At 61.9% G+C, this 25,118-nt stretch carries 25 protein-coding genes; 15 read left to right on the top strand and 10 right to left on the bottom strand.

Annotated elements, in window-relative coordinates; genetic code table 11:
- Positions 1–39: 39 nt before the first annotated feature.
- A complete protein-coding gene (locus tag QTL56_RS09805; protein ID WP_245135993.1) occupies positions 40–912 on the top strand; it encodes an aldo/keto reductase family oxidoreductase in 873 nt (290 codons plus the stop codon).
- 51 nt (positions 913–963) lie between these two features.
- Here QTL56_RS09805 and greA read toward each other — a convergent pair whose 3' ends face one another.
- Both greA and QTL56_RS09795 read right to left on the bottom strand, forming a co-directional pair.
- Complete coding sequence (gene greA, locus QTL56_RS09800; RefSeq protein ID WP_229574631.1) at positions 964–1,446, bottom strand: transcription elongation factor GreA; 483 nt, start codon at positions 1,444–1,446, stop codon at positions 964–966.
- Positions 1,447–1,577: 131 nt separating this feature from the next.
- Positions 1,578–2,597, bottom strand: a complete 1,020-nt coding sequence (locus QTL56_RS09795) for a LacI family DNA-binding transcriptional regulator (protein ID WP_245135995.1) — start codon at positions 2,595–2,597, stop codon at positions 1,578–1,580.
- Between the two features lie 178 nt (positions 2,598–2,775).
- On the opposite strand from QTL56_RS09795, the gene QTL56_RS09790 reads away from it, so the two are divergent.
- The 4 genes from QTL56_RS09790 to QTL56_RS09775 all read left to right on the top strand — a co-directional run bounded on the left by QTL56_RS09790 (position 2,776) and on the right by QTL56_RS09775 (position 7,626).
- Entirely contained in the window at positions 2,776–4,302 is a 1,527-nt protein-coding gene (locus tag QTL56_RS09790; protein ID WP_245135997.1) for a sugar ABC transporter ATP-binding protein, read from the top strand.
- 96 nt (positions 4,303–4,398) lie between these two features.
- Positions 4,399–5,409, top strand: a complete 1,011-nt coding sequence (locus QTL56_RS09785) for an ABC transporter permease (RefSeq protein WP_229574628.1) — start codon at positions 4,399–4,401, stop codon at positions 5,407–5,409.
- 69 nt (positions 5,410–5,478) lie between these two features.
- Complete coding sequence (locus QTL56_RS09780; protein WP_229574627.1) at positions 5,479–6,432, top strand: substrate-binding domain-containing protein; 954 nt, start codon at positions 5,479–5,481, stop codon at positions 6,430–6,432.
- A gap of 141 nt (positions 6,433–6,573) precedes the next feature.
- On the top strand, positions 6,574–7,626 hold the full coding sequence (locus tag QTL56_RS09775; protein ID WP_245135999.1) for a sugar phosphate isomerase/epimerase family protein: 1,053 nt from the start codon (positions 6,574–6,576) through the stop codon (positions 7,624–7,626).
- A 3-nt stretch (positions 7,627–7,629) separates the two neighbouring features.
- On the opposite strand, the gene QTL56_RS09770 is transcribed toward QTL56_RS09775, so the two are convergent.
- Positions 7,630–8,265: a CatB-related O-acetyltransferase gene (locus tag QTL56_RS09770; RefSeq protein WP_245136001.1), complete on the bottom strand. Its 636-nt coding sequence runs from the start codon at positions 8,263–8,265 to the stop codon at positions 7,630–7,632.
- 184 nt (positions 8,266–8,449) lie between these two features.
- Between QTL56_RS09770 and QTL56_RS09765 the strand changes: the two genes are divergently transcribed.
- Complete coding sequence (locus QTL56_RS09765) at positions 8,450–9,622, top strand: Gfo/Idh/MocA family protein (RefSeq protein WP_245136003.1); 1,173 nt, start codon at positions 8,450–8,452, stop codon at positions 9,620–9,622.
- A gap of 410 nt (positions 9,623–10,032) precedes the next feature.
- Positions 10,033–11,406, top strand: a complete 1,374-nt coding sequence (locus QTL56_RS09760; RefSeq protein WP_245136004.1) for a GH1 family beta-glucosidase — start codon at positions 10,033–10,035, stop codon at positions 11,404–11,406.
- Between the two features lie 34 nt (positions 11,407–11,440).
- Here QTL56_RS09760 and QTL56_RS09755 read toward each other — a convergent pair whose 3' ends face one another.
- Entirely contained in the window at positions 11,441–11,836 is a 396-nt protein-coding gene (locus QTL56_RS09755) for a winged helix-turn-helix transcriptional regulator (protein WP_245136006.1), read from the bottom strand.
- 161 nt (positions 11,837–11,997) lie between these two features.
- Here QTL56_RS09755 and QTL56_RS09750 point away from each other — a divergent pair, with 161 nt between their 5' ends.
- The 3 genes from QTL56_RS09750 to QTL56_RS09740 all read left to right on the top strand — a co-directional run bounded on the left by QTL56_RS09750 (position 11,998) and on the right by QTL56_RS09740 (position 15,380).
- Complete coding sequence (locus QTL56_RS09750; protein ID WP_245136008.1) at positions 11,998–12,636, top strand: NAD(P)H-dependent oxidoreductase; 639 nt, start codon at positions 11,998–12,000, stop codon at positions 12,634–12,636.
- Positions 12,637–12,826: 190 nt separating this feature from the next.
- Positions 12,827–15,061: a putative bifunctional diguanylate cyclase/phosphodiesterase gene (locus tag QTL56_RS09745; RefSeq protein ID WP_245136011.1), complete on the top strand. Its 2,235-nt coding sequence runs from the start codon at positions 12,827–12,829 to the stop codon at positions 15,059–15,061.
- Positions 15,062–15,131: 70 nt separating this feature from the next.
- Positions 15,132–15,380 carry a hypothetical protein gene (locus tag QTL56_RS09740; protein ID WP_245136013.1) on the top strand — a complete coding sequence of 83 codons (249 nt, stop codon included), beginning with the start codon at positions 15,132–15,134 and terminating at the stop codon, positions 15,378–15,380.
- Between the two features lie 23 nt (positions 15,381–15,403).
- Here QTL56_RS09740 and trhO read toward each other — a convergent pair whose 3' ends face one another.
- The 3 genes from trhO to QTL56_RS09725 all read right to left on the bottom strand — a co-directional run bounded on the left by trhO (position 15,404) and on the right by QTL56_RS09725 (position 17,851).
- A complete protein-coding gene (trhO, locus tag QTL56_RS09735) occupies positions 15,404–16,348 on the bottom strand; it encodes an oxygen-dependent tRNA uridine(34) hydroxylase TrhO (protein WP_245136015.1) in 945 nt (314 codons plus the stop codon).
- Positions 16,349–16,455: 107 nt separating this feature from the next.
- A complete protein-coding gene (locus tag QTL56_RS09730; RefSeq protein ID WP_245136016.1) occupies positions 16,456–17,379 on the bottom strand; it encodes a CHAD domain-containing protein in 924 nt (307 codons plus the stop codon).
- Positions 17,363–17,851, bottom strand: coding sequence for a CYTH domain-containing protein (locus tag QTL56_RS09725; protein WP_229574616.1), 489 nt, complete (start codon positions 17,849–17,851; stop codon positions 17,363–17,365). Before QTL56_RS09725 ends, QTL56_RS09730 begins: the two co-directional genes overlap by 17 nt.
- Before the next feature lie 155 nt (positions 17,852–18,006).
- Between QTL56_RS09725 and QTL56_RS09720 the strand changes: the two genes are divergently transcribed.
- The 4 genes from QTL56_RS09720 to QTL56_RS09705 all read left to right on the top strand — a co-directional run bounded on the left by QTL56_RS09720 (position 18,007) and on the right by QTL56_RS09705 (position 20,637).
- Complete coding sequence (locus QTL56_RS09720; RefSeq protein ID WP_229574615.1) at positions 18,007–18,645, top strand: 2-dehydro-3-deoxy-phosphogluconate aldolase; 639 nt, start codon at positions 18,007–18,009, stop codon at positions 18,643–18,645.
- Between the two features lie 87 nt (positions 18,646–18,732).
- Positions 18,733–19,431, top strand: coding sequence for a tellurite resistance TerB family protein (locus tag QTL56_RS09715; protein WP_229574614.1), 699 nt, complete (start codon positions 18,733–18,735; stop codon positions 19,429–19,431).
- A 100-nt stretch (positions 19,432–19,531) separates the two neighbouring features.
- Positions 19,532–20,221 (top strand): GNAT family N-acetyltransferase, encoded by a 690-nt coding sequence (locus QTL56_RS09710; protein ID WP_229574613.1) that lies wholly within the window; start codon positions 19,532–19,534, stop codon positions 20,219–20,221.
- Between the two features lie 14 nt (positions 20,222–20,235).
- Complete coding sequence (locus QTL56_RS09705) at positions 20,236–20,637, top strand: hypothetical protein (RefSeq protein WP_229574612.1); 402 nt, start codon at positions 20,236–20,238, stop codon at positions 20,635–20,637.
- Between the two features lie 5 nt (positions 20,638–20,642).
- Here QTL56_RS09705 and QTL56_RS09700 read toward each other — a convergent pair whose 3' ends face one another.
- From QTL56_RS09700 to QTL56_RS09690, 3 genes are all read right to left on the bottom strand, one after another.
- Positions 20,643–21,752: a nickel/cobalt transporter gene (locus QTL56_RS09700; RefSeq protein WP_370660357.1), complete on the bottom strand. Its 1,110-nt coding sequence runs from the start codon at positions 21,750–21,752 to the stop codon at positions 20,643–20,645.
- A gap of 2 nt (positions 21,753–21,754) precedes the next feature.
- Positions 21,755–22,399, bottom strand: a complete 645-nt coding sequence (locus QTL56_RS09695) for a DUF1007 family protein (protein ID WP_370660336.1) — start codon at positions 22,397–22,399, stop codon at positions 21,755–21,757.
- Positions 22,400–22,488: 89 nt separating this feature from the next.
- Positions 22,489–23,382 (bottom strand): LysR family transcriptional regulator, encoded by an 894-nt coding sequence (locus QTL56_RS09690; protein ID WP_245136021.1) that lies wholly within the window; start codon positions 23,380–23,382, stop codon positions 22,489–22,491.
- 562 nt (positions 23,383–23,944) lie between these two features.
- Here QTL56_RS09690 and odc2 point away from each other — a divergent pair.
- Positions 23,945–25,078: an ornithine/lysine decarboxylase gene (gene odc2 / locus QTL56_RS09685; protein WP_245136023.1), complete on the top strand. Its 1,134-nt coding sequence runs from the start codon at positions 23,945–23,947 to the stop codon at positions 25,076–25,078.
- The last annotated feature ends 40 nt before the right edge of the window (positions 25,079–25,118 follow it).

The following is a 25,118-nucleotide window of genomic DNA, read 5'->3' as shown; positions in this document are numbered from 1 at the left end:
GCAGTACATAGCTGTTCACCACACATAGGAGAAATCGACATGGCCAATCTGACAAAAGCCGGCAGCTTCACGCTGGGCAACCTCACCGTCAAACGTCTCGGTTACGGCGCCATGCAACTGGCTGGACCGGGTGTCTTCGGGCCGCCCAAGGACCGCGCGGAGGCCGTGGCGGTCTTGCGCGAAGCGGTGGAAAGCGGCGTCGATCACATCGATACCAGCGACTTCTACGGCCCGCACATCACCAACCAGATCATTCGCGAGGCGCTGCACCCGTATGCCGACAACCTGGTCATCGTCACGAAGATCGGTGCCTTGCGCGGCGACGATGGCTCGTGGAACCCGGCCTTTTCGAAAGAGGCTCTGACCCGCGCCGTGCACGACAATCTGAAGAACCTCGGGCTCGACGCGCTCGATGTCGTCAACCTGCGGGCGATGTTCGATGTGCATGGCCCGGCGGAAGGTGATCTCGAAGAACCTCTGACCGTGCTTGCCGAATTGCAGCAACAGGGGCTGGTCAGGCATATCGGCCTTTCCAATGTCACGTCCAAGCAGGTGGCGGATGGCCGCAAGATCGCCGAGATCGTCTGCGTGCAGAACATGTACAACCTGGCGCACCGGGCCGACGACGCGCTGATCGACCAGTTGGCGGGCGAGGGGACGGCCTATGTGCCGTTCTTTCCGCTCGGCGGTTTCTCGCCGCTGCAGCCGTCAACCCTGTCCGACGTGGCCGCACGGCTGAACCTGACAGCAATGCAGGTGGCGCTCGCCTGGCTCTTGAAGCGGTCGCCAAACATCCTGCTCATTCCAGGTACCTCGTCGCGGGCGCATCTCAGGCAGAATCTCGCCGTCGCCGAAATCGATCTGCCTGTGGATGTTATGGCGGAACTGGACGGAGTTGGCGCGGCGGAGTGAGGGCGTCCCGGCGAAACGGCGCCGGAGAAGGCGTCGCTAGACGACCGGCCTTCAAGCGATGGCCGTAATCTCCAGTTCCTGATCGCCCACCGTCACCACATCGCCTACGGCCTTGCCCATCAGCCGGGCCGCGACGGGTGAAACGAAAGAGATGGAGCCGGTCTTGGGGTCAGCCTCGTCCTCGCCGACGATGCGATAGGTCTGGACGCGGCCGTCGTCGCGCTCAAACGTGACCGTGCTACCAAAGGCGACGACGGCATTGTTTTCCGGTGCCGGTATCACCTGTGCGGTCCGCAGCCGTTCGGTCAGGTAGCGCAGATCACGATAGGGCACAGCCGATTGGCGGCGACGCTCGTTGACGTCGTCTACAGCCTGGGCCGCGAGATAGGCGGCCCGCGCTTCCTCGGCTTCAGACTCCAGACGCTTTAGTCCCTCTGCCGTCACCAGGTTCGGATGTTGCGAGATTGGCCGGTCCGGCAGATGGAGTTCTGCTGCGGTTTCCGAACTCTCTTCCTTGGTGAAGGCAACGCTCACGATGATCTCCGATGGCAAATGGCAAGGTGACGCCGCGTGGCGCCCAAAAATACTGGTGTATCATAGGATGATCCAGGTCTAACGGCCAAGGACGGCTTTGGGTCCATCCCGGTTGGCGGGCAAATGCCGCCTTATCGCCGAGCAGGTCCCGTCACCGATCCTCGCACGATCAGATCCGGCATCAGCAGGATTTCCTGGCGTTCCGTCGGGCGGTCGGAAAGGGACTTGATGAGCAGCGACATGGCCTGCCGTCCAATCGCGGTGCGCGGCTGGCGGATGGTGGTGAGTGCCGGGTTTACATAGGTCGCCTGGGGCACGTCGTCGAAGCCGATGACGGAGAAGTCGTGCGGCAGGTCGTAGCCGCGGGCGGTAAGGCCGCTCAACACGCCAACGGCGGTGGCGTCGTTGACGCACATGAAGGCCGTCGGCAGCGTGTCGCGCATGAAGAGCTGTTCGACCGCCAGCCGTCCGCTTTCGATCGTGCCGTCACCCTCGAGCACGAAGCGTTGCTGCGGCGGAATGCGGGCGGCGTCGAGCGCCTTGTCGAAGCCCTGGCGACGGCGCTGGTGGCCAAGTCTCGTCTTGCTGTCGCCGATGAAGGCAATGCAGCGGTGCCCGGCCGACAGCAGATGTTCGGCCGCCTTGCGGGCGCCGGCGAGATCGTCAACGCCGACATAGGAAATCTTGGAGCCGAAGACGGGTTCGAAAACGGCGACCGAGGGCGGCAGACGCTGGCCGACGACCTGATGGCCGAAGGGTTCGTGACCGGTGAAAAGGACGAGTCCGGTCGCCTGACCGGAGCTCAGGAACTTCAGATATTCCAAGCCGCGCTCGGGATCGTTCTGGGTGTGGCCGATCAGGACGCCGTAACCGTGAGCACGTGCTTCGTTCTCCATCCCGATCAGGGTCGAGGAAAAGTTCGGGTCGCCGATATCGGGTGCCAGAATCAGGATCATGTTCGACCGGCCCATGCGCAGCGAGCGCGCCATGGCATTGGTCGTATAGCCGGTGATGGCAATCGCCTGATTGACGCGCTGGCGTGTGGTTTTCGCCACCTTGTCAGGCGTGTGGATCGCACGGCTCACCGTCGCGATCGATACTTCCGCGATGCGGGCCACGTCCTCGATCGTCGCTGGTGCTTGTTCCGGCACGCGCCCTCATCCCCTATCCGTCTGGAATCGTTGGAGACCTTACATTCACTGCTGCGACTGCGAAAGCCGATACGGAACAAATTGTCCCCGTGATTGAATGATGTAAACCTTTACATCCGGCATGTAAAGGTTTACACAAGAGGGCATAAGCGGTTGAGGAGCCGCCTGGGAGGATTGCATGAATTTGACTGGAGGCGAAGTGCGGACACCCGTGCTCGTGGCGGAGCGTATCTCCAAATCTTTTGGCGACGTGCAGGTGCTGTTCAGCGTCGATTTCGACGTGATGCCGGGCGAGGTTCATGCGCTCATGGGCGAAAACGGCGCGGGCAAGTCGACGCTGGTGAAGATACTGTCAGGCTTCGAGCAGGCGACGGCTGGACGTATCCTGCTCGATGGTGAGCCCGTGACGCTGCCGGCCAATGGGGCCGCCGAGGCGCTGGGCATCGTCCTCATCCATCAGGAATTCAATCTTGCCGACCATCTGACCGTCACCGAAAGTCTGTTTCTCGGCCGCGAAGTCACACGCTTCGGCCTGCTGGATCGCAAGGTGATGCGGGCAGAGGCGCGGCGCGTGCTCGACCAGTTGGGCTCCGCAATCGACGAGAATGCGCTGATCAGCTCGCTTGCCGTGGCCGACAAGCAGATGGTCGAGATCGCCAAGGCGATCAGCCGCAAGGCGCGGATCGTCTTCATGGATGAGCCGACCGCGGTTCTGTCGCGCGACGAGACCGAAGTGTTGTTCGACCAGGTGCGCAAGTTGCGTGCCCGGGGCACCAGCTTCGTCTTCGTCTCCCACAAGCTTGACGAGGTGATGGAGCTGACCGACCGCGTCACCGTCCTCCGCGACGGCCAGTGGGTGAAGACGGCGCCGACATCTGCACTCGACGGTGAGGCGATCGCTCAGCTGATGGTGGGTCGCGAGTTATCGAGCCTCTATCCCAACAAGCACGAGCCTGATGTCGATGAAGAGATCGTCCTGTCGGTCAAGGATCTCACGACCGGTTTCGTCAGGAATGCGAGCTTCGATCTGAAGCGTGGCGAGGTGCTCGGCTTTTCCGGCCTGATCGGCTCGGGGCGCACGGAGCTGATGGAGGCGGTCGCGGGTCTGCGTCCCCGTCTTTCCGGCGCGGTGCGGCTCAAGGGGGCCGTCCTTGATGCCGGCGATTTTCGCGAAGCGAACCGGCGGGGCCTCGCCTACATGACCAAGGATCGCAAGGGCAAGGGCTTGCTGCTCGGCGAGAGCATGACGGCCAACCTGACGCTGCAGTCGATGGACAATCATGTGCGCCACGGCTATCTCGACCCCGGCAGCGAGGCCAAGGCCATGGCGCGGGCCAAGCGCCGCTTCGATATTCGCGTGCGCGACGAGAAGGTCCGGGTCGGGCGCATGTCGGGCGGCAATCAGCAAAAGCTGCTGCTCGCCAAGATCATGGAAGTCGAGCCGGATATCATCATCATCGACGAGCCGACACGCGGCATCGATGTCGGCACCAAGCAGCAGATCTATCATTTTGTCGCAGCCCTGGCCCGTGAGGGGCGGTCGATCATCGTCATTTCCTCGGAAATGCCCGAGGTGATCGGGCTCTGCACGCGGGTGGCGGTCATGCGCGAAGGCCGGATGGTTGGCCTGCTTGAGGGCGAGGACATCAACGAACAGACAATCATGCGGTATGCCGCCGGCCTCAAGCGGCAGATGGCAAGCTGACGAGACTGACATGCCCGGCGAAATCCGGGTTTGAAACGGACACAGGGACGGCGCTGCCATCGACGACGAGGGCGCGCGGGAGGAGACGGGAAGACAATGACTGCCGAAACTGAAACGACCACACCTGGCCGTGGCGGCCGGACCTGGCGCGACGTGGACCTGCGCGCCGTGGCCCCTTTTGCAGCGCTGCTGATCCTGCTGATCGTCGGTGCCCTGGTGAACCCCAACTTCATCGGGCTCAACAACCTCGCCAATGTCGCGACGCGCTCTGCCTTCATCGCGATCATTGCCGTGGGCGCGACCTTTGTCATCTCGTCCGGAGACCTCGACCTTTCTGTCGGGTCGATGGTGGCCTTCGTCGCCAGTCTGATGATCCTGTTCATGAATTCCGGCGCGATTGCCGATCCCGGCCTGATGATCGCGGCTGCCATGGTGCTTGCCGTCGTCATCGGCTCGCTCTGCGGCCTCGCCAATGGCCTGATCACCACGGTCGGCAAGATCGAGCCCTTCATTGCCACACTCGGCACGATGGGCATTTATCGCGGCCTCACGACCTGGCTCTCCCAGGGCGGGGCGATCACGCTGCGCGATCCGGCCCAGCAGGAAATCTACCGTCCGGTCTATTTCGGCTCTATCCTCGGGTTGCCAGTCCCGATCGTCATCATTCTCGTCGTCACCGCGATTGCTGCCCTCGTGCTCTATCGCACACGCTATGGGCGCCACGTCGTCGCTGTGGGCTCAAACAGAGACGTCGCCCGCTACTCCGGTATTGCCGTCGATCGAGTGCGCACCATCGCCTTCGTCATCCAGGGGCTTTGCGTCGCCATTGCGGTGCTGCTCTACGTGCCGCGTCTCGGTTCGACGTCTGCCACCACAGGTATCCTCTGGGAACTGCAGGCGATCACAGCGGTCGTCGTCGGTGGCACGGCGCTGAAAGGCGGGGCGGGCCGCGTCTGGGGCACGATCTGCGGCGCCTTCATCCTGGAACTCGTCGGCAACATCATGCTGCTGTCGAACTTCATCTCCGAATATCTGATCGGCGCCATCCAGGGCACGATCATCATCATCGCAATGCTCGTCCAGCGGTCGCTGGCGCGCAAGGCGTAAGGAAACGACCGGGCAGGAGGGTCGCCCGGTTCGTTCGCACTCGACCCTCGTCACTTTGGGAGGAAACCAATGCACAAGAAACTTATGGGCATGGCCGTCGCCATGACCGCGCTCGTGTCGATCTTCGGCGCCGCGCAGGCCCAGGACGCCAAGACGATCGGCGTCTCGATCCCGGCTGCAACACATGGCTGGACATCGGGTGTCATCTATCACGCCGAGCGTATCGCCAAGCAGCTTATGGAGCGTCATCCGGGCCTCAACGTCGTCGTGAAGACGTCCGCTGACCCGTCCAGCCAGGCAAATGCCGTGCAGGATCTGGCGACACAGGGCATCGACGCCCTCGTCATTCTGCCGACGGATCCGGATCCGCTGGTCAACGCGATCCGCCAGATCAAGGATAGCGGCAAGTTCGTCGCTCTCGTCGACCGTGCGCCCTCCGTCAACGACAACACCGTCCGCGACCTCTATGTCGCCGGCAACAACCCTGCTCTCGGTGAAGTCGCCGGCAAATACATCGCCGAGACCACGCCGGATGCGGAAGTCGTCGTCATCCGCGGCATGCCGATCCCGATCGACCAGCAGCGCCAGGACGGTTTCGACAAGGGCATCGAAGGATCCAACGTAAAGATCCTCGATCGCCAGTTCGGCAACTGGAACCGTGACGACGCCTTCAAGGTGATGCAGGACTACCTGACCAAATATCCGAAGATCGACGTGGTCTGGTGCCAGGATGACGACATGGCTGTTGGCGTGCTGCAGGCGATCGAACAGGCCGGCCGTACCGACATCCAGTACATCATCGGCGGTGCCGGTTCGAAGGACATGATCAAGAAGGTCATGGATGGCGACAAGATGGTCCCGGTCAATGTTCTCTATCCGCCGTCAATGGTCGGCACGGCCATGGAGCTGACTGCCGCCGCTCTCTACGACAGCGTTCCGGTCCACGGGACCTATACGCTGGACGCGACGCTGATCACGCCTGAGAACGCGGAAGCTTACTACTTCCCGGATTCTCCGTTCTGATCCGGAAAGTCGAGCCCCATCAGTCTGCCCGGGTTTTTCCCGGGCAGACTTCTGCTGCAGCCATCATTGCGGTTGTGTCGAAATTCCATCTCCTGTAATCGTTCACGGAAACGTTGCAGGAATACTCAGGGAGGAGAATTCATGAAGACGATCAAGGGACCGGCGATCTTTCTCGGCCAGTTTGCGGGTGATGCCGCACCGTTCAACACCTGGGATGGAATTACCAAATGGGCGGCGGACAAGGGCTATGTCGGCGTTCAGGTTCCGACCTGGGCCGGGCAGCTCATGGACCTGAAAAAGGCTGCCGAATCCAAGGATTATTGCGATGAGCTCGCCGGTGTCGCCCGCCAGAATGGCGTTGAGATCACCGAACTCTCCACCCACCTTCAGGGCCAGCTGGTCGCCGTGCATCCGGCCTATGACGAAGCCTTTGACGGCTTTGCCGCACCGGAAGTGCGCGGCAATCCGAAGGCACGTCAGGAATGGGCCGTGCAGCAGGTCAAGTACGCGCTGAAGGCCTCTCGCAATCTCGGCATCAAGGCGCATGCGACCTTCTCGGGCGCGCTCGCCTGGCCCTACATCTATCCCTGGCCGCAGCGTCCCGCCGGTCTCGTCGAGACCGCTTTCGATGAACTCGCGCGCCGCTGGCTGCCGATCCTCGATTATGCCGAGGAGCAGGGCGTCGACGTCTGTTACGAGATCCATCCGGGTGAAGACCTGCATGACGGCGTGACCTTCGAGATGTTCCTCGAGCGGGTGAAGAACCACTCCCGCGCCAACATGCTCTATGACCCGTCGCACTATGTGCTGCAGTGCCTCGACTACCTCGACAACATCGACATCTACAAGGACCGGATCAAGATGTTCCACGTCAAGGACGCGGAGTTCAATCCGACCGGTCGGCAGGGTGTTTATGGCGGCTACCAGGGCTGGGTGGAGCGTGCAGGACGGTTCCGTTCGCTCGGTGACGGCCAGGTCGATTTCGGCGCAATCTTCTCGAAGATGGCGGCGAATGATTTCGACGGCTGGGCTGTTGTCGAATGGGAATGCGCGCTGAAGCATCCGGAAGACGGCGCCCGCGAAGGGGCAGATTTCGTCCGGGCGCATATCATCCGCGTGACTGAAAAGGCGTTCGACGACTTCGCCTCCGGCGGGACCGACGATGCGGCCAACCGCCGGATGCTGGGTCTCTGATCCCTAAACCTGCCTGAGGGCGGCGATGTCGCCGCTCTCGAGGTGGGGCAAGGCCCGTTCGATCTTGTCGATGGGCCAATCCCACCAGGCCAGTGCCAGCAGATCGGCGATCTTCTCGTCTGTGAAGCGCTGGCGCAGCACGGTTGCAGGATTGCCGCCGACGATGGTGTAGGCTGGCACATCACGGGTTACCACGGCGCGGGCGGCGATGATGGTGCCGGATCCGATCGTGACCCCCGGCATGATCGTTGCGCCATGGCCGATCCAGACGTCGTGGCCGACGATTGTGTCCTGAAAAGGCAGGTCCTGGTAGCCTTCGATGGTGTCAGGGCTGAAGACGCGGAAGGGATAGGTCGTTACGCCCGACATGGCATGGTTGGCCGAACTGGTGATGAGGATCGCCTCACGGGCAATCTGCACGAAGCGGCCGATCAGCAGCCGTTCCTGGCTGAAGGGGTAGAGATAGGGCGCGAGGATCGCCGCCGTCTCTTCCACTGTGCGGGAATGGGTGAAGTAGCTGAAGTCGCCGATCTCCATGCGGGGATGATCGATGACGGCGGCAAGCTGAACGGTCTCGCGATAGGGCGTGCCATCGGCGAGCGTGATGGGATGGGGTTGTCTCGGGTCGAGAAAAGGCATGGTTGAGATCCTTGCAAAAGCTTGGCTTGGGCGTCGCGTCAATCGCTGACACCGGCTTCAAATGCTTTGCCTCAGAAGAGGCGGATCTCAGTTGTTCACTGTCAGGGCATCCTTCTTTACGGATGTCAGTCTAACGGATCTGGAGCGTGAACTCCAGACGCAGCTTAAAGAAGGAGGACGCATCATGGCGATCGAAGCGAGCAAGACGGGCGAGCGGACACCGAAGATCCGGCTGGGCATGGTCGGCGGCGGGCAGGGGGCGTTTATCGGTGCGGTGCATCGCATGGCGGCCCGGTTGGACGACCACTATGATCTGGTTGCTGGCGCGCTTTCGTCGACGCCTGAGAAGTCGCTCGCGTCCGGACGTGACCTCGGCCTTGACCCGGAGCGTTGCTACGGTTCCTTCCAGGAGATGGCGGAGAAGGAAGCGGCGCGGGAAGACGGCATCCAGGCGGTGTCGATCGTGACGCCGAACCATGTGCATTTTGCTGCCGCCAAGGCCTTCCTCGAAAAGGGCATCCATGTCATCTGCGACAAGCCGCTGACATCGAACCTCGAAGACGCCAAGGCGCTCAAGGCCATTGCCGACAAGGCAAAGGCGCTGTTTATCCTGACGCATAACTATACCGGCTATCCGATGGTCCGCCACGCCCGCGAACTGGTGGCATCGGGTGACCTTGGCGACATCAGGCTTGTGCAGATGGAGTATCCGCAGGACTGGCTAGCCGAACCCGTCGAGCAGACTGGCGCGAAACAGGCCGTCTGGCGAACTGATCCGGCACAGTCCGGTGCTGGCGGTTCGACCGGGGACATCGGCACCCACGCCTACAATCTCGGCTCGTTCATCTCGGGCCTCGAGCTTGATGAGCTGGCCGCCGATGTGCACACCTTCGTCGAAGGACGCCGCCTCGACGACAACGCCCATGTCATGCTGCGCTTCAAGGGCGGTGCGAAGGGTATGCTGTGGTGCAGCCAGGTCGCGACCGGCAACGAGAACGGGCTGAAGGTTCGCATCTACGGCACCAAGGCCGGCATCGAATGGACGCAGGCAGATCCGAACTATCTCTGGTTCACGCGTCTGGGCGAACCGAAGCAGCTGATCACGCGCGGCGGGGCAGGGGCAAATGCCGCTGCGGCCCGCGTCACCCGGATCCCGTCCGGGCATCCGGAGGGGTATCTGGAAGCCTTCGCGACGATCTACACGGAAGCAGCGGCGGCCATCAACGCGGCGAAGTCTGGTGCTGCGGTCGATCCGGCGGTCGTCTATCCCACTGTCGATGACGGCGTGAAGGGCGTGGCGTTTGTCGAGGCTTGCATCGCGTCTTCGAAGCAAAATGGCGGTTGGGTGAAGGTGTAAGGTTCACGCTGGCGCAAATGCCCCTCACCCTGACCCTCTCCCCGCAAGCGGGGAGAGGGATGTCAGGCGTTTGCGGGTTAGGTCTTCTCCTCGCCTGCGGGGAGAAGGTGCCCGCAGGGCGGATGAGGGGCATGGCTTTCACGAGCCCTGCAGAAGCTTTGCAGATCCGCCCCTCACCTCGCCTCCGCTTCGATCGGTGATCCTCTCCCCGGGGGGCGAGGAGGTCACGCCGGCATTCTGCTCACCCCGGCGCTTCGCTCCGACGCTCCCCCTCAATGGGAGGGTGTGAAAACTGAAACGTTGCAGTTTTTTATTTCCGCCGTCTTCACCGCGTCGTCCGATTGCTCTAAACCGCTCATCGACTGACCAGCGGCGGCCCTTCCGCCTCGATCCGACGAAGGACATTTCCCATGATCGATCCCAAGGCTCTCGCCTCGCGTTTTCCCGGTGACTTCCTGTTCGGCGTAGCCACGGCCTCCTTCCAGATCGAAGGAGCGTCGAAGGCGGATGGGCGCAAGCCCTCGATTTGGGATGCGTTTTCCAACATGCCGGGCCGTGTGTTCGGGCGGCACAATGGCGATTTGGCCTGCGATCATTACAATCGCTGGGAAAGCGATCTCGACCTGATCAAGGACATGGGCGTCACCGGCTATCGCTTCTCGATCGCCTGGCCGCGTATCATTCCCGAAGGCACCGGCCCGATCAACGAAAAGGGTCTCGATTTCTACGACAAGCTCGTCGATGGCCTGAAGGCGCGCGGCATCAAGGCCTATGCGACGCTTTATCATTGGGATCTGCCGCTGGCGCTGATGGGCGAGGGGGGCTGGACGGCGCGGTCTACAGCGCAGGCCTTCCAGCGTTACACCAAGGTCGTCATGGAGCGGCTCGGCGATCGGCTCGATGCGGTTGCAACCTTCAACGAGCCCTGGTGCTCGGTCTGGCTCAGCCATCTCTACGGCATTCATGCACCTGGCGAACGCAACATGGATGCGGCACTGCATGCGCTGCATTACACCAATCTCGCGCATGGGCTCTCGGTGCAGGCGATCCGCGAAATCGCGCCGAATGTGCCGGTCGGGCTGGTGCTGAATGCGCATGAGACGCTGCCCGGCTCGGACAGCGCCGCCGACAAGGCGGCGGCCGAACGCGCGCATCAGTTCCACAACGGCGTCTTCTTCGATCCGGTGTTCAAAGGAGAGTATCCGGCAGACTTCCTGTCCGCGCTTGGTCGTCGCATGCCCAAGAGCGAGGAGGGGGATCTCGCGATCATCAGCCAGAAGCTCGACTGGTGGGGGCTCAACTACTACACGCCGATGCGTGTCGCCGACGATCCGACGCCGGGCGCAGAATTCCCGGCAACGTCAAATGCTCCGCCGGTCTCCGAGGTGAAGACCGATATCGGCTGGGAGGTCTATGCGCCGGCTTTGAAGTCGCTTATCGAGCGGCTCTATGCCCGCTACGATCTGCCGGTCTGCTACATCACCGAGAACGGCGCCTGCTACAATATGGACGTCGAGGGCGGCGAGGTCGAGGATCAGCCGCGGCTCGATTATTACGCCGAGCATCTCGACAAGGTCGCCGATCTGATTGCCGAGGGATATCCGATGCAGGGCTATTTCGCCTGGTCGCTGATGGACAATTTCGAATGGGCGGAAGGCTACAAGATGCGCTTCGGGCTGGTGCATGTCGACTACGACACCCAGGTCCGCACCATCAAGAAGAGCGGCAAGTGGTACCGCGATCTGGCGCTCGAATTTCCCAAGGGGAATTTCAAGCCGGACTGATGCAGCGGCGCGAACCGCCCCTAATTTAGCGTTCTCACCCGAGCTTGATCAGCTTGTTTCCGGAGTCGGCCTCGTTGCGCTGGTCGAACTCGGCGCGGGCCGACCGGATGCGGTCGTGATGGGTGAAGACCCAGCCTCCCAGTGCCCGGATCGGTTCGCCGAATGAGCGTCCGAGGTCCGTCAGCGCATACTCCACTTTTGGCGGCACGGTCGGTTGCACCGTCCGCTCGACGATGCCGTCTCTTTCCAGCGCCCGTAAAGTCAATGTCAGCATGCGCTGCGAGATCCCGACGACGGAGCGCTTGAGATCGGAAAAGCGCTGTGGTCCGTCGCCGAGCATCATGATGACAAGGACCGTCCACTTGTCGCCCAGCCGCGCCAGCATCTCGCTGACGGTCTGGCATTTTGTCGGGTCATAATTGTCGCACATGGCGGATCCAATCGTTCCATCGATGTAACCTGGTATCAGGAATGTGCCTTCTTGCACAAAATTGATGGTTACATATTTAGGCCTGGTTACGAATTGATACCAGACCCTGCTGGTCCTGCCAACTCCCAAGGCGCCGCACGGGTCCAACCAGGAGCGACAGCATGTCCGCACTCATTGAAAAGCTGAACTGGCGCTATGCCACCAAGAAGATGGACCCGGCCAAGGTCGTTTCCGAAGACAAGGTGGAGCGTATTCTCGAAGCGGCCCGCCTCGCGCCAACCTCCAGCGGCTTGCAGCCTTTCGAAGTCATCGTGGTGACGAACAAGGACGTTCGCGCCAAGATTCAGGAAATCGCCTGGAACCAGGCCCAGGTCACTGAGGGTTCGCATCTGCTCGTCTTCGCCGCTTGGGACAATTACACCGTCGAGCGTATCAACCACATGTTCGACCTCACCAATGAAGAGCGTGGAACCACGAACGAGGGCTTCGAGAACTATCGCCAGATGTTGCTCGACATGTATCCCGGGCGTGAAGCGGCGGTGAACTTCGAGCATGCTGCACGCCAGGCCTATATCGGCTTCGGCATGGCCGTTGCTGCTGCCGCCTTCGAGGGCGTCGACGCCACACCCATGGAAGGTTTCGATGCTGCCAAGCTCGACGAGATCCTGGGCCTGCGCGAAAAGGGCCTGCGTTCGGTCACCATTCTGCCGATCGGTTATCGTGCTGCCGAGGGCGATTGGCTTGCGAACCTGAAGAAGGTGCGTCGCCCGAAGGACGAGTTCGTTTCGACCGTCGCCTGACGACGGTCAACAGTCTCCCGCCGGCACCTCCAGGTCGGCCGTGAGGGCTCCGGGCAACCGGAGCCTTTTTTCATGATCGGCCAGACATCCGCATACCCCGATAAATCGTTATTCGGCATGCTGTTCAGCATGTTAAGCCAAATTGAACATATTGTGTCGCAAGGTGTAGTTTCAGCCTTGGGTAACTCGTATGCGGCTTCGCGATCTGAACGGACGGCTCCAACCACTCGCTACCCGACGGGTGGCAGTCGCGGCGTTGCTCGTGGTGTTCGCGACGATGGCGATGATGGTCGCCTCGATCGTGATGACCGCACTCGAGCGCGTCGCAAATTATGCCAATCACCTGGACGAGGAACGGTCGCGCGAGACGCTGGTCGGCGCCATCCAGACATTCGAGCACCAACTGGGTGCCACGCTGCTCGATTACACCGCCTGGGATGACGCGGCGGCCAATGCCTATGACAACCAGGACATGGCCTGGATGATCAGCAATTTCGGCGACATGACCTTCGACAGTGACCTCTTCGATGTCGCAATCGTGCTGGACGCGCAGGGCCAGCCGATGATGGCCTATGCCGACGGTTCCCCGATCGACGGGCGCGCCGAGGGGTATCTGACGCCGGCACTCATGGCGCTTTTCGAAAAGGTGCGCACGGGCCAGAGTGGGCTTGTTCCGCAAGCGCTCGGCTTCGTCAGGACCCAGAAGGGGATTGGCTCTGCCGGCGTTGCGCTCATCCGGCCCAAATCCGGCGACATCGGCAGGCCGCAGGACGAATTCGTCTATCTCTCCTTCATTCGGCACTTGTCGCCCTCGACCGTGGAGCGGATCTCGGAGGCCTATGTGCTTCCAGGCCTCGAGCTCATTCCGCCATCCTCAAGCAAGACCTCCGTCACGATCTCTGCCCCATCAGGCGAGCCGGTCGCGTCGCTTGCCTGGATTCCGCGCGTACCGGGCGATCAGAGCCGTGAACAGGTCAAGCCGTTGATCACGGCGGCGCTTGTGATCATCATCATCTACTGCCTTCTGCTCGTGGTCCTGGGAAATGCAGAGATGCGGCGCGTCCGGGCGGATGAGGCAAATGCCGTCAAGCTTGCGCAATCCGACCGGCTGAGCGGGCTTCTCAATCGCGCGGGATTGAACCAGTTTCTCGAGGACGCGGTCCAGCGCGGGCGTGACGCGGGCGAAGATGTCGTCCTGCTCTATCTCGATCTCGACGGGTTCAAGGAAGTCAATGATGCCTATGGCCACGCGACCGGGGACCGGTTGATCCGGGCTGTCGGGGCCGGTCTCTCGGTCCTGGTCGAGGAAAAAGCCGGGCTTGCCCGCATTGGCGGTGACGAGTTCGGGATCGTTTTGACCGGCAAGGATGCCCAGGTGCGGGCATCCCATCTCGCGGAGTCGATCCTCGCCTTCTTCGATGAGCCTGTGCTTCTCGGAGAGCGGACCGTCGTGGTCGGATGCAGCATTGGCGTGTGCGTTTCCGAGGGGGGGAGCGTCGACGGTGGCGAGCTCACACGGCGCGCCGACATGGCGATGTATTCCTCCAAGGATTGCGGGCGGGGCCGGTCGACGGTTTATGACCCGCGCATGGACGAGGAGCGCGAGACCCGCAACCAGATGGAAATCGATCTGCGCGCGGCGATCGCCCGCAGCGAGATCGAGGTGGTCTACCAGCCCGTCGTGGATGCCAAGACGTTTGCGCTGGTCAGTGTCGAGGCACTGGCCCGCTGGACCCGCAGGGGGCATGGCCCCGTTTCGCCAGATGTCTTCATCCCGATTGCAGAGACGAGCGGCTTGATCGATCAGCTCGGTCTCTGTGTCTTGCGCCAGTCGTTGCAGCAACTCTCTCACTGGCCGGAATTGAAGCTCTCGGTCAATGTGTCACCGGGGCAGTTCCGGGATCCGTCCTTCGTCGACCGTGTCGCTGCCATGTTCGAGGAGACCAATATCGAGGCCGGTCGTGTCGTCCTTGAAATGACGGAGACCTATTTCATTCAGAGCCCGGATCGCGCGCGTCTGGCCATGGAGCGGCTCCGGGCGCTCGGGCTGCGCATCGCGCTCGACGATTTCGGCGCAGGTTTCTCCAGCGTCGGTTATCTCAGGCAGTTCGGCTTCGATCGGATGAAGATCGACCGGTCGCTCGTCCAGTCGCTGGATCGCGGTCACCGCGCCGTCGAAATGCTGCAGGCGACGGTGGCATTGGCCCGGTCGCTCGGCATACCCGTGACGGCGGAAGGTGTGGAGACCGAACAGCAGGCCGTCATCCTGCGGCTTGCCGGCTGCGACCAGTTGCAGGGCTATCTCTTTGGCCGCCCACAATCGCCGGAAGAGATCGGTGCCTTGATGCTGCGGCCGATGGAACTGCGGGCCAAGGCCGCCGAGCTCGCTTTTGCCGGCAACCGCGACGGGGCGATGCTGGTCTGACATCGCGCGTGAACATTCGGGAACCCGGGACGGGGCTCGGGGCTTCTCCTTCCCTGAAAGGAGACTTCAGATGTTTACCACCGATACCTGGCTCAGAATTGTCTGCAGCATGATGATCAATGCCGTGATCTTCGGCGCTGGTGCTGTTCTCGTCCTGTCAGTCCCGGCTCTCGCCGCCCACGCAAAGATCCTGCTGCCGTTCGTCGTCATCGCCGCCTTTGCGGCCGCACCTTTCTTTGCTCTTGCCGTTGCTCCGCGCATGCGGTTGCGCAACTGGGGGCGCCGAGACTGGAAGCGCGGTGACGCAATTTCAGGATGAGCGGCTCTGACTGATCGGCGGCACTAGCCGCCGATGTGCTTGTCGCCGCGCTTCTTTGCCAGCGCGATCTGAAGCTGGCGCTGACGATACCGGTCGCGGTCTGCTTCGGTGCGGCTTTCATAACAATGGCTGCAGGAGACGCCTTCCTCGTAGTGAGGGTGCGTCACTTCCTCGGCCGTAATCGGATTACGGCAGGCGTGGCAAAGCTTGTGGTTGCCCTCTTTCAGGCCGTGAGTCACCGAGACGCGTTCGTCGAAGACAAAGCAGGCGCCGTCCCAGAGGCTCTCCTCTTCGGGAACCTGTTCCAGATATTTCAGGATGCCGCCCTTCAGGTGGTAGACGTCCTCAAAGCCCTGCTGCTTCATGAAGGCGGTCGCCTTTTCGCAGCGAATGCCGCCGGTGCAATACATGGCGATCTTCGGCTTGTTGTGCAGGCCGGGATTGTTCTTCACCCAGTCCGGAAATTCGCGGAAGGTCTTGGTGTTCGGATCGACCGCGCCGCGGAAGAGCCCGATCGCGGTCTCGTAATCGTTGCGGGTGTCGATGACGATGGTCTCGGGATCAGAGATCAGCTCGTTCCAGTCCTTGGGGTCGACATAGGTGCCGACGATCTCGTTGGGGTCGATGTCCTCGACGCCCATCGTCACGATTTCCTTCTTCAGCCGCACCTTCATGCGCAGGAAAGGCATCCTGGAGGCCCGGCTTTCCTTGTGCTCGAGGTTGGAAAATTCCGGCTGGCTGCGGATGAAGGCAAGCACGGTTGCTATCGCGGAATCGGTGCCGGCGATCGTGCCGTTGATGCCCTCATGGGCAATGAGCAACGTCCCCTTGACGCCATGCGACTTGCACAGCGTTTCCAACGGCTCCTGGAAGCTCTCAAACCGCGAAAACCTTGCGAAATGGTAGAGCGCGGCGACGCAAAAAGCGCCGCCTTCTTCGTGACGGGGTGCTGCAATGTGTTCGGTCATAGGCTGCGAAATACCGCCTCTCCCCTTGCAGCGCAACGGATTTCCGCTGGCCGCGCCAAGTTTGGGATTTGTCAATTCTTGCGCCTGGGGACGGGCGGTGGCCGGGATCAACCGGTCCGGCGCTGGATCGCTGCCCTCATCCACAGGGTCTCGATGATGTCGGCCTCGTCCTTCGCGGCGTCGGCAAAGATGCGGCCGGCCAAGGTCAGAGCCTCGCGGCGCAGGTCCATCTGGCGACGGATGATGATGGCTAGCAGGAAGGACTGACCTTCCCCATTGCCGAAGATTTCCGGTTCTTGGTCGAGCAGGGTGATGAGCACCGTCAGGTCGTGTTCGTGGCCGAGCAGGTCGACAAGTCTCTTTGCGTCCCGGCGCTTTGCACAAAAGGCGCTCGGCCAGAGGTCGCTCAGCAGGGACAGGTTCATCCAGTAGGCTTGCGAGGCCTTGCGAAGGTCATGGAAGGCTTCGCCATGGCTCTCGCCCTTGCAGGTGTCGAGCGCCTCGTGGGCCTCGTCGAGGCTTCTGCGCCAGCCCCGGGCGACGAGACGAGCGGTATGGCCGGCTTTCGAGGGCAGGGAAAGATCGTGCAGGGCCGAGACAGCGGCCCGGCATTCGGTAACGACACCGGACACTTTGGCCTCAAGGTCGCGTTCGCTCTCGGCGATGTCGTCGCGGCGCAGGGCCAGCACTTCGCGGGCTGCCGCGAGTGTCTCGGCCTCGTCGTCGGTCAGGGCGTGGACCGAGAGATGCTCGACCGTCTCGATCAGGGCCGTGGCATCGCGGATGCTCGAGAGGCTGCGGGCGGCCTCGCGCAATCTCGTATTCTCCCGGCGCCAGAAAGCCTTGTCGCCCCGCGCCACAAGGCGATAGAGATTGCGCAGGCGCTTGAAGATCTTGCGGGCCGCATGGATCGCCTCGTGCAGCCCCTCCGGTCTCGCCTCCAGCGTTTCGATCGCCTTTTCCAGTTCCCGGCGTGCAACGTTTTGCACTTCGGCGAGAAGCGGGCGGTCCGGCCTAATGCGATATGGCATGCACCAGCTCCGGCCGCGTGCGCTCAGTGGCGAGGACCTGGTTGGAATAGCGCTTGTCCCCGGTCACCTCGCGGCCGAGCCAGGCCGGCAGCGCCGGGGCATCGTCTTCGGAAGCCATCTCCACCTCGGCGGTGATGAGCCCGCGATAGACACCCTCGAACACGTCGATTTCCCAGGTGAAGCCCTCGAAGTTCACGGTAAAGCGGGTCTTTTCGATGACGTTTCCAATCGAGAAGGCCAGCATTTCCAAGGCGTCGTCATGGGAGATCGGGTATTCGAATTCGTCGCGCGTGAGCATGCCCTTGCCGAATTTTATCGTCAGTTGGGCGGTCTCGTCATTGCGGGTGCGGACGCGCACCGAGCGATCCGCCTCGGCGGCGATATAGGCTTGCCGAATTCGCGTTTCGGAAGTGACGGAGCTTTTCCAGCCATCGGTCCGGACGAGAAACTTGCGCTCGATTTCCTTCGCCATATGCTCACGCCCCGAAAATATTCCGCCGCCGGACCATAGCGGAGGCCGGAGTGTTAGGAAACCCGAAAGATTCCGTGTTACCTGTCGGGCTCGACATCGAAGTCGACGCGCGTTAGTGAACTGCCGATCTAATCGTTTTAAAAGAGGGTCCTGCCATGGGCGATAAAACCGAAAAGCTCCTCTCCACCCTGAAACTTCAGCCGGTCGTTCCGGTCCTGATCATCGAGGATGCCAAGACCGCAGTGCCTCTGGCGCGCGCGCTTGTCGCAGGCGGATTGAAGGCGATCGAGATCACGCTGCGCACCGCAGCCGCGCTCGAAGCCGTGCGTCTGGTGGCACGGGAAGTCGAGGGCGCCGTGGTCGGCGCCGGCACGATCCTCAATGCCGCCCATTATGCAGCAGCCGTCGATGCCGGTTCGCAGTTCATCGTCAGCCCCGGCACGACGCAGGAATTGCTCGATGTCGCCCGCCAGTCGGACATTCCGCTGCTTCCGGGTGCGGCGACCGCGTCCGAAGTCATGGCGCTGCGTGAAGAGGGCTACAAGGTTCTGAAGTTCTTCCCCGCAGAACAGGCCGGTGGTGCCGCCTATCTCAAGGCGCTGTCTTCGCCGCTCGCCGGCACGCTGTTCTGCCCGACCGGCGGCATCTCGTTGAAGAACGCCATGGACTATCTGTCGCTGCCGAACGTCGTCTGCGTCGGCGGTTCGTGGGTTGCACCGAAGGAACTGGTCTCGGCCGGTGACTGGGCAGGCATCACCAAACTCGCCAGCGAAGCCGCAGCCCTCAAGGGCTGACATTCACGTCGGCTCCAACGTCACGCTCTTTGTAAAATCGAAGTCGCTTCCTATCTAGGGAGCGACAGAGACAACAAGGAGACCAAGATGTTCGACGCCAAGAAGCTGCTGGATCAGTTCCTGGGATCACAGGTGCCGGGAGGATCCGGGTCGATCGGCCAGAAGGGCAATGATCTCCTGGGGATGGCCAAGGCCAATCCCTGGAAGAGTGGCGCTCTTGCGGCCGTTCTGCTTGGCACGAAGACCGGCCGCTCGATTGGCGGTAACGCCTTGAAGCTCGGCGGTCTCGCCGTGATCGCCGGTCTCGGCTATCAGGCCTACAAGAATTACCAGGCCGGTCAGAAACCTGAACCGTCCCAGGCGCTGCCCGAACTTCTGCCGCCGCCGAAGGATTCGCCTTTCAGCACTGAGCCCCAGGCCGTTTCCAACGACTTTGCCTTGTCGTTGGTGCGTGCAATGATCGCGGCCGCCAAGGTCGACGGTCATATCGACGCGGGCGAACGGTCGCGGATCATGGACAAGGTGCATCTGTCCGGTCTCGGCACGGAAGCGGAAGCTTTCATCGACGCGGAGCTCGCAAGGCCGATCGATCTCGATGCGCTTGTCGCCTCGGCCCAGACCGAGGAACAGCGGGTCGAAATCTACACCGCTTCGCGCCTCACCATCGAACCGGACACCCGCACTGAACGCGGCTATCTCGACATGCTCGCCGGCCGTCTTGGCCTTCCGGACGCGCTGGTCGATCATATCGAGGCGACCGTGGCCTCCGCCAAGATCAGTCTCTGATCGCCTGCGGCATCCGGTCCGCCCGGGTGCCGCTCCGACGGTTGCCTTTGTCGCCTGCCTGACTTAAGCCTCGGACGATTGATCAGCCTGAGGTTCTGCCATGCGTGACCTGTCCACCTTCAAGGGATGTCCGGCGCCACAGCCCGTCCGGCTGGAGGGGCGGTTCGTCGTGGTCGAACCCTATGATCGCGCGACCCATCTTAAAACCTTGTGGGAGGGCCTGGGTGGCCATGAGGTCAATTCGCTGCTCACCTATTTCACCCAGCCGGACTTTGCCGGGATCGATGATTTCGACGCATGGCTGACTGCCGTCCAGAAAAGCGGATGGATCACCGAGGTGTTTCTCGACAGGGCGACCGGGACGGTCGTCGGCATGGCCAACTACATGCGGCCCGATCCGGCAAACGGCGTTGTCGAGGTCGGTGGCGTCGCACATGGCCCCGCGATGAGCCGTTCGCCTCTCGCGACCGAAGCGCATTACCTGCTCGCGCGGCATGTCTTCGATGATCTCGGTTACCGCCGGTACGAGTGGAAGTGCCATAACGAGAACGTGCCGAGCAAGGTGACGGCGAAACGCTACGGTTTCAGCTTCGAGGGCGTCTTCCGCCAGCACATGCTGTCCAAGGGAAAGAACCGCGACACGGCCTGGTTCTCTATGATCGACAGAGAATGGCCACTGAACCGGGCCGCATTCGAGGCCTGGCTCGATCCTCAAAATTTCGACGAGGTCGGACGCCAGAAGCGCCGGCTGGAAGACCTGCGGGCCGAGCTGGCCGCGGCCCAGACCTGATAGGAAATCACATCGTGAAGCCGAACATCTTCAGCATCATCCTCTATGCCGGCACCGCCGTTGTCGTCGCAGCACTGGCCTATGGAAGCTACAAGAATGCCACCGTCGCCTTGTCGGTCGGCCTTTGTGTGGTGATAGGGCTCGTGGTTTATGCCTTCCGCTTTCTGCCGGAGCCGAAGAAGATCGCAAGGCAGGGTGCGGCTGCACCGTCCTCCCGCTCACAGACGAGACAGGCCGCAGTTGTCGTTGCCGTCATCTTCGGGCTGATGCTGCTCGTGCCGACCGTCGTGCTTTGGATCGGCCGCTATTCGCCGGAACTGGGCGCCTTTGTCGGCGCCATTGCGCTGATGGCGATCTTCCTGATCCTGTGGCTGCGCTCGCGTTATCAGCGGAGCCACGAGCCGGACGAGAGCTGATCGGCTCAAGCCGTCAGACTCGCAGCGAGCAGCAGCGCCCCGAGCAGAATGACGAGCACTGCCGCCGCCACTTCGATGGAGCCGGCAACGATACCGGCGCGGCGTGAGCCGGGGCCGGAGAGCCGGAGGGCCACGCTCTTGGCGCTGACGGCGAGGCTTGCCAATACCGAGACCGTTATTGCCGTGCCGAGCGCCATGGCGAGGACCGAGAGTATTCCGCCAAGCAGCAGACCGTTCAACAGTGAAAAGGTCATGACGAGCAATGCGCCGGAGCAGGGGCGCATGCCAACTGCAATCACGGCCGACCAGGCATCCCGTAGGCTGAAGGTATTGCCGCCGACAAGGCTCGGATCCGGCGCGTGGGCTATGCCGCATTCATGGCAGACGGAGCCCGGCGCCAGTGCATCATGGTCATGGGCGACGGCCATGGCCCGGAAGCGGGAGCCGGCCGTATCGCGCGGTGTCGATTGCGTCGCCGGCTCGGCAAAGAGCGAGGCCGTAACGCTGCCGGTGGCTGTGGTATCAGCCCCTCCGAACAGGGCTCCGCTCGCGCCCGTCGGCGTCCCTCTGGCGAAAGAAGCCCTGAGCTTGCGTATCAGGAGCCAGACGCCGAAGGCGACGATCATCGCGTAGCTCGCGATCTCCAGGGTCTGCGTCGCAGCGGTCATGCTGATCGATGTGCCGCGCAAGAAAATGTAGGTCACGCCGACCACGGCGATGGCGACGAAGGCCTGCAGGAAGGCCGAGACGAAGGAGACGAGAATGCCGCGGCGCAGTTCGATCTCGTTGGCTAGCAGATAGGACGAGATCACTGCCTTGCCGTGGCCGGGACCGGCGGCGTGGAAAATGCCATAGGCGAAGGAGAGGCCGACCAGGGTGACCAGGCTCCAGGGATCCTCGCGCATCGCCTTCAGCGCATTCGTCAACGATCGATAGAAGGCCTGCTGGTGGGTGTTGATCCATACCAGGATTTCGGCGAAGGGGCCGCTTGCGGGCTGGTAGCTCGGCTCGGCAGCGCCGATCCCGAGCGGCGAAGCGGCATGTGCGAAGCCGGCGGCCAAGAAGAGGGTGAGGGCGGCGACGGCGAAGCGTGCGGGTAACAGGCGCCCCGCGATCCTCAGCATGTCACCTCCAGCCGCGTCGCGAAGAGCTTGCCCATATCCGTGCCGGCCGGATCACTGAAGAAGGCCTCCGTCAGGTTCGACTGGTTCTGGGCGATCACCTGGTCGGGATCCGGGCGGACGACCTTGTGGGTGCAGGCCTCGAATGGCTTGCCCTCGACAACCATGTCCTCATCCTTGGCGAAGTCGATCGCGGTGTAGAGCGTGGGGTCATAGACGCCGAAGGTCATGGAGCCGCCGATCTTTACAGGCGTCTTGGGCTTGGCGACGAAGAAAACGAGAAGCTGATTGTCCTTGAAGTCGACATTGAAGATTTCCGGCTTGGCGACTTCGCTCGATGCGCCATCCGCGGTGATGAAGGTGAAGTAGCCGTAGTCGCCGAGCGAGTCGCGGATCGTATTTGCGATCTCGCTCAATTCGCCATGGTCGAGCTTCAGGTCGCTGTTCTTGTCGAAATCCATGAGGACGCTGGAGGAGAAGATGTCGTCGAAGCGCCAGACATTGCGCAGTTCCTTCAGCATGCCGTCGTCTGTCGCAACGATCTCCACGCGTGCTTCGGCAAAGATGTGCGGATGGGAGAGGGCCGGCGCTGCAAACGCCATGGCCGCTCCGGCCGCGCAGTAACCGAGGCTCTTCCGCATGCTTCAAACACCCTTCCCGCATTCCCACTGACGGTCCCTCCCTGTCCGATAATTGGGACGAAAGTGGGACTTCGTGCCCGCCATACCTTTCAGGAATAGCGCTTGAACCATGCGTGAAGGTAATCGACGAGGGCGCGGACCTTGGCCGGCAGATAGCGGCGATGCGGATAGACGGCATAGATGCCACGATCCTTGGCGATGAAGTCGTCGAACAGCGAGACGAGTTCACCGGAGGCGATATGGGGCCTGGCAATGAAATCCGGGATCATCGCGATGCCCATGCCGGCGCGGGCTGCCCGCAGTGTCGCCAGCGGACTGTTGACCTCGATCGGGCCTGTCACGCTGACCGAGATGGTCTCGCCGTTCGTATCGACGAAACGCAGACTGTTGTGCGAGCGCGAGTTGGTGTCGATGAGGAAGGGAACGCGCGACAACTCGCTCGGATGGGTCAGCGGGCCGTTCTCGGCTACGAAGGCGGGTGTGGCGCAGGCATAGACCTGGAAGTCGGAGAGCTTGCGCGCGATCATTCCGGAATCGTCGAGCTTGGTGATTCGGATGCCGAGGTCGAAGCCCTCCTCGATCAGATCGACGAAGCGGTCTTCGGCGACGATTTCAAGCGAGATCTGCGGATTTTCCTTGGCGAAATCGATCAGCGACTGGCCGACATCCGCGTCGATGAAGGTGCGGGGGACCGTCACCTTGAGCTTGCCCTTGAGGTCGGCATTGTTCTCGCGCACGAGATCGGCGAGGTTGTCGATCTCCTTCAGAATGTCGGAGGCGGTCCGAAAGTAGGTGTGGCCGGCCTCCGTCAGCGAGAATTGCCGCGTGGTGCGGTTGAGCAGAAGCGCGCCGAGTTCGTCTTCGAGCTCCCTGACATATTTGGACAGAAGTGCCTTCGAGCGGCCGGTCTTGCGGGCGGCTGCGGAAAAGCCCTCGGCTTCGACCACATCGATGAAGGCCCGTATTCGCGTGAGCGTGTCCATCTCAATCCCCCAATTTGTCGCTGTTTGTGAACGTATGGAGGAAATTGTTCAATGAACAGTATGCTGGGCAGCAAAATTAAGCAGGGCAAAAATTTCCTCTTGATTATGACGAACACATTTCTTATGTCCTGTTCAGCCCAAAGTCGCACGTGCCCGTGTGTGTCCGCCGACCCTCGAACTGGGATTTATCCCTAAGGTGAGGTTATCGGTAAGGTACCTGGAACTAACCCCTCCAGTCGCTATTCCGGCCAACCGGAAAATGCGAGGACATACGAAGCAACGACGGTGCGGGCCTTTCTAGTCTCTTCCGGCTTTCCATCAGCCGGAGTTACTTCAGAGGCACACCATCATTGCCGGAAGTGCGGTAGGGTTCCCCTCCAATCCATGGCAGACAAAGCGGATCTACTTGCTCGGTATCGAGCGTTTCGATCCATAGTTTCGCGCGTCGAGCGTTCGTACGGTACCGGTGTCTCCACCGACTGGTTTCGAGCGATGTCTCGCCGTCCTTTGTCCATCCGAAGCTTGGCAGCCTCGGATAACTGGAATTTGGAAGGTTAGATCGATGACCACTGCACGCATCCTCGACTTCATCAACACCCGACGTCCTGAAGGTCCCTGCCTCGTGGTTGACCTCGATGTCGTGCGCGACAATTTCGGTGCCTTCCGTCATGCCCTGCCGGACAGCGCCATCTACTACGCAGTCAAGGCGAACCCTGCGCCCGAGATCCTCCAGCTCCTGGCTTCGCTCGGTTCGAACTTCGACTGCGCTTCCGTTGCCGAAATCCAGATGGCGCTCGATGCCGGTGCGGATGCCTCGCGCATCTCGTTTGGCAACACCATCAAGAAGGAGCGCGACATCGCCCGGGCGTTTGCACTCGGTGTTGACCTCTATGCCGTCGACAGCCACGAGGAAGTCGAGAAGATCGCCCGTGCCGCTCCCGGCGCCCGTGTGTTCTGCCGCGTCCTGACGGACGGCGACGGCGCCGAATGGCCGCTTTCCCGCAAGTTCGGCTGCGTGCCGCAGATGGCCGTCGACGTTCTCGTCTACGCCCACCAGCTCGGTCTCGAAAGCTTCGGCGTCTCGTTCCATGTCGGCTCGCAGATGACCAAGGTCGATGCCTGGGACGGCGCTCTTGCCGACGCCAAGCGTGTGTTCAATTCGCTGGCCAAGCTGGGCATCGTCTTGAAGATGGTCAATATGGGTGGCGGTTTCCCGACCAAGTACCTGCGCGACATCCCGTCGGCAGAAGCCTATGGTCTGGCGATCAAGGAGTCGCTGAAGAAGCACTTCGGCAACAACATCCCGCAGACCATCATCGAGCCCGGCCGCGGCATGGTCGGCAATGCCGGCGTGATCAAGGCGGAAGTCGTGCTGATCTCGAAGAAGTCTGACAATGACGAGCACCGCTGGGTGTTCCTCGACATCGGCAAGTTCGGTGGTCTCGCCGAAACCATGGACGAAGCGATCCGTTACCCGATCCGCACCGCCCATGATGCCGATGCCATGGAGCCCTGCGTTCTCGCCGGTCCGACCTGCGATTCGGCCGATGTCATGTACGAGAAGAACATGTATCCGCTGCCGATCTCGCTTTCGATCGGCGACGAGGTTCTGATCGAGGGCACCGGCGCCTACACCACCACCTATTCGGCGGTGGCGTTCAACGGCTTCGACCCGCTGAAGTCCTACGTCATCTGACGTCTCCCGCGCCGGACAACCGGCGCGGACCTTCACAATC

The organism is Peteryoungia algae (assembly GCF_030369675.1).
Taxonomy (GTDB): domain Bacteria; phylum Pseudomonadota; class Alphaproteobacteria; order Rhizobiales; family Rhizobiaceae; genus Allorhizobium; species Allorhizobium algae.
The sequence above is the reverse complement of the archived record's forward strand: the minus strand, read 5'-3'. Positions and strand labels throughout refer to the sequence as shown.